The following is a 7,949-nucleotide window of genomic DNA, read 5'->3' as shown; positions in this document are numbered from 1 at the left end:
GGTGGTGGAGGCGGGCGGATCAGGCTAGGTTGCACGCAAGCGGAGGCTGTCGTGGACATCCGCCCCCGACACCCGTCGGCTGCCCCACTGACGTAAATTGTCCAACGGCCCGCCGGGTAAGGCCGGGCAAAAGGTACGAGTTGGGGCAGGTGTGGGCAGGACATGGCGCGACGCGGACATATGGAAGCGGACCGAGGTGTCAGCTCCGCCGCGCCCGCGGTGCCGGGATCCGCGATAGCCGCGGCCGCGGACGGCGGGAGCGCGGCCCGGGGCTGGCTCCGACTGGGCCGGGACGGGCGGCTCACCGCCTACGCGAGCTGCGCGGACGGCCTGGTGCGCTGGACCGAGTCCGCGCCCGGGTCCGACATCTGGCAGGGCCCTGAGTTGTTCCCCGTCGAGGGGTGGGCGGGCCGGTTCACGCTGGCCCAGGACTCCAACGGGTTCGTCTGGTTCGCCGGCACCCGCTACCGGGAGGGGGCGCCGGGCGGCCGCGAGCTGATCATCGCCACCCAGTACCAGACCGGTCGCCCGCTCGGTGACTGGCGCGCGGTGGGCAACCCCTTCCCGGAACGCAAGCGCGAGCAGGGGCAGGGGCAGGGGCCGGACCAGGGCCAGGGCCCGGGCCAGGGTCAGGAACAGTCCGAGACGGAGTCGGGGGCGCCCCTGCCCCCGCCCGGAGACCCGATCGTGCTCCCCGACGGAACCGGCGCGCTCCATATCCTCTCCACCCGGTTCGGCGTGGGAGCGCGCGGCCGGACCCGGCGCGCCGACGGTGCATGGGCCAACTGGGCCGACTACCAAGGCAAATGGGTGCGCGGGGCCGTCGTCCCCCTGGTGACCGCCCAGGGCCGGGCCGAATTCCTGGTCACCTTCCGCGGTGGTGCCTCGTACTGGGGGCAGGACATGCCGGGCAGTGACTTCAGGTGGCTCGGGCGCATGAAGGCCGACGCCGTCGAAGGGACCTACAGCGCCTACGAGACGGGCCCCGGCACCGGCACCTACTTCTGGCGACACCCGGCGGACGGCGGCGTCATCGCCTACCGCCCGCAGGCCCCCGCCGGTGTGTCGCCCGCGCTCATGCCGCTGGGCGGTGCGGGCGGCGTCGGCCCGGTGGGCGTCGCCCGAACGCGCATCGGCGGGTACGACTGCACCGTCCTGCTGCAGCGGGGGTCCGAGGGCTACCCGGAGATCGCCGCCTACCCGACGCAGGGCGAGCAGTACGGTACTTGGTGGGCCACCGTCGGGGACCGGTGCGCGGGGCTGCCGGCCATCTCGCTCGACGCCCGGGGCGCGGTCACGATCGCGATGATCGACATGGACGGCGGACTGCTGATCGCCCGGCAGGATCAGACGGACCCGGGTCTGGCCTTCGGTCCGTGGTGTCGCGTGGGGTGATCCACCTCACCTCAATACCCGTGCTGTGGCGATTGATGCGGTGCTTCCGTGTGCCGCACCCTGGTGCAGGCGGAGTTGACCTCCCCCACAGGCGTGGGAGGTCGCCGCTCATTCGCATACGTGAAGCTTTGAGCGGGTGAAGCGCCCATGAATACTTGCTCGCCATTAAGTGGTTGGCCTACGCTGCACCCGCTGTCAAGGTCGTATAAGTGTGCGGTCGAATGCGGTGGGGCGGGTCGAGTGTTCGGGGAGCGGTGGTGACCAGATTCAGGGGCGGGTCTGGCGGCGTGTCCCGGCAACTTCCGGTGCGCCGTGAGAAGTCGGTCTATCGAGGAGCTTTCTGAGTGGCAGGTATGCCCCGCCTGAGTGTTGTCGTGCCCTTCCAGGATGTTGAGATATACCTCCAGGAATGTCTGGAATCGATAGCCAGGCAGACGTTCTCCGCGCTCGAAGTGATCATGGTCGATGACGGCTCGACCGACTCCTCGACGGCCATAGCCGCCGACTTCGCCCGCCGCGACCCCCGGTTCAAGCTCCTGCGCCAGGAGTCCATGGGGCCGGGGCATGCCCGTAATGTCGGCATTCGAGCCGCTCATCCGCAGGCCGAATTCCTCGCGTTCGTCGACGGCGACGACGTCATACCCGAGTACGCCTACGAGCTGCTCGTGCAGACCCTCGAAGGGTCCGGTTCCGATTTCGTATCGGGCAACGTGCAGATGATGAACTCCACCAAGAGGTGGCAGTCCCCCCTGCACAAGGCGCCCATGCAGAAGAGCAGGCGCGGCACACACATCACCAAGCTGCCGGACCTCATCTACGACCGCACCGTATGGAACAAGGTGTTCCGGCGGTCGTTCTGGGACTACCACTACATCGCGTTCCCCGAGGGCGTCATGTACGAGGACTCCTGGGTCAACATGTTCGCCCACTTCCGGGCCGCCAAGGTCGACATCCTCACGGACATCGTCTACTTCTGGCGCCGGCGCGAGGGAGGTGCGGCCCCCTCCATCACCCAGCGGCACACCGAGTTCAGCAACCTCCAGGACCGCGTCTCCGCCGTCCGGTCGGTCAGCCGCTTCCTCGCCGGCCACCGTGCGCGCTCCTACTCGGACCACAAGCGCAAGTACGACCTGGCCTGCCTGAAGTCGGACCTGATGCTGCACCTGAAGGTGCTGCCCGACGCCGACGAGGAGTACCAGGACGCCTTCATGCAGTGGGCGAACGAGTTCCTGGACGAGGCCGACGCGGACATCATCAACGAGCTTCCCGCCGACGCCCGGGTCAAGTGGCTCCTGGTGCGCGAGGGGCGCCTGAAGGAACTGCTCGACGTCGTCGAGTTCGAGCGCAAGGGCGGCCCCCTGCCCGTTCAGCGCCGCTTCCACCGCTACCTCAACTACCCCTACCTCGGCGACCGTTCGGTCGGCCTCGACAAGAGCGCCTACCGGCTCGACAAGGAGCTCTCGCTCCACGGTTCGCTGATCCGGGCCGGGTGGGACGACAAGGACCACCTGACCCTGGAGGGTTCGGCGTACGTCCGCTTCATCAACGTGCACAAGCGGCACATGTCGATGAAGGCGATCGCGCTGCGCAACAAGAAGCAGGGCCGCGTGGTCGTCGCCAAGGCGAAGACCACCTACTACCCGCAGGCCACCGAGTACTCGAACCAGAACCGCTATTGCTACGACTGGTCCGGCTTCCAGGTCAGCTTCGACACCAGCCGCCTCAAGCGCAAGGGCGAGTGGGTCGAGGGCACCTGGGACGTCGCGGCCGGCGTGCTGAGCCGCGGCCTGTTCCGCTACAAGGGCATAGCCCGGGGCGGCGCGGGCAGCGCGGCCAACCCGCCTTACCGGTACGTCGACAAGAACGTCCGCGTGGTGCCCCTCTTCCTGCAGGGCAAGCTAAAGCTCCGCGTCGAGACGGTCCGTTGCCGCATCACCCGGCACCGGATGGTCGGCGACCACATCGAGCTCGGCGGTGTCTACCTCGGCGCCAAGCTCCCCGAGTGGGGCAAGTTCCGGGTGACCAGCATGAGTGGCGCCGGCCGCCACGACTCGTGGGTCCACTTCAGCCCCGGCGGCGAGGGCTGGTACCTCTTCGTCACCCGCATACCGGTCAAGGCGCTCGTCCCCGGACACCGCACCAACTCCTCGGACGGGGTCCCCGAGACCTGGAACACCGGCGCCAACGGCTGGAAGACCACCTTCCACGTCGAGGGGCGCAAGGCGGCCATCTACCCCGTCATGGCGGAGGACGCCACCGACGGCCACTACCGGATGCCGGCCGGGCTGCAGACCGACGGCGGGGACCGCGAGGTCTTCGTGCACCGCAACGGCTCTGGCTATGTCGTCCTGTTCGAACGGGACACCCTGCCGCTGGCCAAGTCCGCCACCTGGCGCGAGGACGGCTCGCTGGAGATCGTCGTCGGCTACGCCGCGCAGGACATGCTCGACGCGTCGGAGTACGCGATGGCACACGTCGTCGTACGCTCCCGTGCCCACGGCGCGGAGCGCGTCGCCCCGATCACCTGGCAGGGCGACGAGTTCCGTTTCGTCGTCACCCCCGCCGCGATGGGCACACTGGCCGGTGACATCCCGCTCGCCTCCGGCCGCTGGGACTTCTTCCTGCGCCGCCAGGATCCCTCCGCGGTCACCCCGGAGAACCGCACCGGCGACCTCATGGTCAAGATGACGCAGGACCTGATCCCCACCCTGCCGCAGGAGATGGCCAGCAACGAGCGCCGCTACGAGCTGCAGTCGGAGGCCTACGACCGGCTCTCCCTGCTGGTCCACTCGGCGATGCCGGACGAGGCCCGCGGCCCCTACCGGCAGAAGCTGATGCGCACCAAGACGTATCCGGCGGCCCGCCGCAAGCCCGTCACCCAGGCCGTGCTGTTCGACGCCTTCAAGGGAACCCAGTACTCCGACAGCCCGCGCGCGCTGCACGAGGAGATGGTCCGCCGGGGCCTGGACCTCGAACACCTGTGGGTGGTGCGCGACGACCAGGTGGACGTTCCCCCCACCGCACGGCCCGTGCGCATGTGGTCCCCCGACTGGTACGAGGCCATGGCCCGGGCGAAGTACGTCGTCGCCAACAACCACCTGCCGGACTGGTTCGAGAAGCGCGAGGGACAGGTCGTCGTGCAGACCTGGCACGGCACACCGCTCAAGCGCATCGGTCACGACATCGAAGCCGTGCACTTCGCGGACAAGCGGTACCTGGAGCGCGTGGAGAAGGAGGTGCGGAACTGGGACATGCTGGTCTCCCCGAACAGTTTCAGCACCCCGATCCTCAAGCGGGCCTTCCAGTTCCCCGGCGAGATGGTCGAGAGCGGCTATCCGCGCAACGACATCCTGCGCCGTGACTCCGGTCGGCGGGCGGCTGAAGTGCGCCGCCGCATCGGCCTGCCGCCGGGCAAGAAGGCCATCATGTACGCGCCTACCTGGCGCGACGACCAGTTCTACGCACCCGGAAAGTACAAGCTGGACTTCCGCATCGACCTCGACGAGGCCAAGGCGCAGCTGGGCCACGACCACGTCCTGCTCGTGCGGCGCCACCCCAACGTGGTGGACCCCGTACCGGGCGCCGGCGACGGCTTCGTCTTCGACGTGTCCGACTACCCGGACATGGCGGACCTCTCGCTCATCGCCGACGTGATGATCACGGACTACTCCTCCCTGATGTTCGACTTCGTCAACACCGGGCGGCCGATCCTCTTCTTCACCTACGACCTGGACCACTACCGGGACACCCTGCGCGGCTTCTACTTCGACTTCGAGCAGTCCGCCCCCGGCCCGCTCGTGTACACCTCCCCGGAGCTGATCGGGGCGATCCGCAACATCGACCGCATCCAGCACGGCTACGCCGCCCGCTACCGCTGGTTCCAGCAGGAGTTCTGCGACCTCGACGACGGCTACGCCTCGGCCCGGCTCACCGACCGCATCCTGATCGCCGGAGGGGACCTCGACCCCGCCCGGGCACAGGCCCCGGCCGTCGGAGCGGCCCGCGGCCGCACGGCGGGTCCGGTGGGCCAGGCACATCAGCGAGGCGAGGCGGCTCAGGCAGGTCAGGCGGCTCAGGCAGGTCAGGCAGGTCCCTGGAACGGAGGCACCCTCGGTCAGGTGCCGCGCCAGCCGGCGAGAAGAATGGATTCCGAGCATGTCTAAGACAGCCCAGAGCACGCGCCGCGTCTTCACCGGCGTGGACTCCTCGGGGGCGGTGCCCATCGAGTACCGGTTCTCCCACGCGCGCAACGGCAACCGCCACCTGGTCGTCGTCTTCGCGAACCGCTACGCGACCAACGAGTACGGCTGGGCCAACGGAAAGCTCGACCTGCTGCGCTCCAACATCCTGTGGGTCCGTGACCTGTTCGACGGCGCGAACACCTACTACCTGTGCAAGGGGATGGACTTCTCCCTGGAGCAGTCCGTCGCCGGGCTCATCTCGCGCGTCATGCACGCCCTGTCCCTCTCGCCGGACCAGGTGACCATGTTCGGCAGCTCCAAGGGCGGCAGCGCGGCCCTGTTCTTCGGACTGAAGTACGGCTTCAGGAACATCGTGGCCAGCGTGCCCCAGTTCCAGATCGGTACCCGCGTCAAGGAAGGCAACCCCGAGGCCGTCCGGGTGATGATGGGCGAGGCCACGGAGCAGAACGTACGCATCCTCGACTCGGTCCTCCCCGAGCTGGTGCACAGCGGGGCGAACCGCTCGGCCAACATCTATCTGGTCACCTCGCCCCAGGACGAGCAGTACGCGAGCCAGGTGGAGCCGTTCGTCAGGCTGTTCCAGGGGCACGAGAACTTCAACTTCGTCTACAACGACTCTCCCCTCATCACCGACCACGGGAAAGTCACGCTGCGCAACCTCCCGACCCTGATAGGACTGTTGAACCTCCTCGTCGAGGGCATAACCCCCCGGTTCGGCATGGTCCGCAACGGCTACGAGGAGCCGCAGCGCGACACGTCCGCGATCGACGCGTACCTGACGCAGACCTCTCTCGTGCAGCGCGACGAGTCCTTCCCCCGGCCGGTGGTCCTCACGCCGACGACGGAGGAGCGGGTCCCCGCGAACACCGTCCGTTTCACGGGTACCGCGGTGGGCGCCGTACGCGTGAGCTTCTGGCAGGACGGCAAGCACAAGGGCTCCGCGCCCGTCGCCGCGGACGGCACGTGGGTCTGGGAACGCAGCAGCCCCTGGCCCAAGGGCAGGCACGTCGTCAGGCTGTTCGCCGCCGACGCCAACAACTACCAGACCGAGCGCACCGAAGTGGTCTTCACCGCCGTGGAGAACGCGTCCGCGGCCCTGCCCGAGTACGAGCCCGCCCCCCCGCCGAGGCCGGCACAGCGCCTCGTGCTGTCGGTGACCGCCCCGACCGCCCACCAGCAGCTGTCGGGCCCCGCCGTCGGCTTCGCGGGCTACGCCCCGGGCGCCGTCCGCGTGGACTTCCAGGAGGGCGGAGCGGCCCTGGGGACGTGCGAGGTACGGGCCGACGGCAGTTGGGTGTGGGAGCCCGGCTGGGCCTGGAACCAGGGCGATCACTTCGTCGAGGTCATCGCGGTGGACGCCGTCGGCAACGCCTCGCCCTGGACGGCCGTCCCCTTCACCCTGATCATGAACTCCTACCCCGTGCCCGCGCAGGGGGCGTACTTCAACGCACGGTACTGACCGTGGCCGGGTCCACGGGCGGGCGGGTCACCCGCATCACCAGCGGCCGGTGGTCGGACGCCTTGGTGTCCACCACCTCGCAGCCGGTGCGGGGGAGCCGGGTGAACAGGTAGTCGATCTTCGTGCCGTCCTTGAGGGTGGTGCGCCCCGCCCGCGAGCTGCCTTTCTGGTCGCATTCGCGGTAGGTGGTGTACGCCTCGCTCGGCCAGATCCAGGCGGACGTGTTCTTGTTCTTGTCGCCCACCGGCGGCGGGGTGTTGAAGTCCCCGCCGAAGACCGTACCGGCGTCCGTGGAGGCGGCGGCGACCAGTGAGCTCAGCTGATCGTCGCGGAAGTCCCAGTCCGGGTGCTCGTCGTCGCTCTCCCGCAGCGAGAGGTGCGCGTTGCACACCCGCAGCCGCTGGGCCGGGACCCGCGCGCACAGGATTCCGCGGTGCAGCCCCACCGTCGGCTGCTCGGTCGGGATCGCCTCCACATCGGTGAGCGGGGAGCCGGCCAGCAGGCCGTAGCCGGCCTGCCCCTTCCCCTGTCCGGTGCAGTCGACGGATGTACGGCGGCCGGCCGCGTCCACCTCGGCGTACGGTTCGAAGGCCGATTGCCACTGCGGGCCGAGGCTGCGGGCGAAGGAGGGGAGGTCCTCGGAGCACACCTCCTGCAGGAGCAGGACCTGGACGCCGGAATCACCGACCAGGTCGCGCAGTTGCTTGAGTTTCTCCTTCGGGCCGCCGGTCTTCTCGCAGCTCCACTGCCGCACCCCGCACATGTTCCAGGTCGCCACGGAGACATCGTCGGCCGTGCCGGCGCCCGCACCGGCACCCGCCACCGAAGCCGGTGTCTGCGCCGACGTGCACGCCACCGCGGTCAACAGGCCCAGAGCCGCCACCGTACGGCCC

General features: G+C 69.1%; 4 protein-coding genes. 3 read left to right on the top strand and 1 reads right to left on the bottom strand.

What is annotated here, in order from left to right; all coding sequences use genetic code 11:
* The first annotated feature begins 180 nt into the window (after positions 1-180).
* The 3 genes from ACWGIU_RS06710 to ACWGIU_RS06700 all read left to right on the top strand — a co-directional run bounded on the left by ACWGIU_RS06710 (position 181) and on the right by ACWGIU_RS06700 (position 7,056).
* Entirely contained in the window at positions 181-1,395 is a 1,215-nt protein-coding gene (locus tag ACWGIU_RS06710; protein WP_453703083.1) for a hypothetical protein, read from the top strand.
* A 353-nt stretch (positions 1,396-1,748) separates the two neighbouring features.
* Positions 1,749-5,558 (top strand): bifunctional glycosyltransferase/CDP-glycerol:glycerophosphate glycerophosphotransferase, encoded by a 3,810-nt coding sequence (locus ACWGIU_RS06705; RefSeq protein WP_453703097.1) that lies wholly within the window; start codon positions 1,749-1,751, stop codon positions 5,556-5,558.
* The gene (locus ACWGIU_RS06700; RefSeq protein ID WP_453703081.1) at positions 5,551-7,056 is read left to right on the top strand and encodes a hypothetical protein; all 1,506 of its coding nucleotides are present in this window, start codon (positions 5,551-5,553) and stop codon (positions 7,054-7,056) included. Before ACWGIU_RS06705 ends, ACWGIU_RS06700 begins: the two co-directional genes overlap by 8 nt.
* On the opposite strand, the gene ACWGIU_RS06695 is transcribed toward ACWGIU_RS06700, so the two are convergent.
* Positions 7,040-7,949, bottom strand: a 910-nt coding sequence (locus tag ACWGIU_RS06695) for an endonuclease/exonuclease/phosphatase family protein (protein WP_453703080.1), incomplete at its 5' end; no start/stop codon positions are given. The two genes, ACWGIU_RS06700 and ACWGIU_RS06695, sit on opposite strands and share 17 nt — an antisense overlap.

Source organism: Streptomyces sp. NPDC054840 (assembly GCF_053611065.1).
Note: the sequence above shows the minus strand (reverse complement) of the source record. Positions and strands in the feature narration are given on the sequence as shown.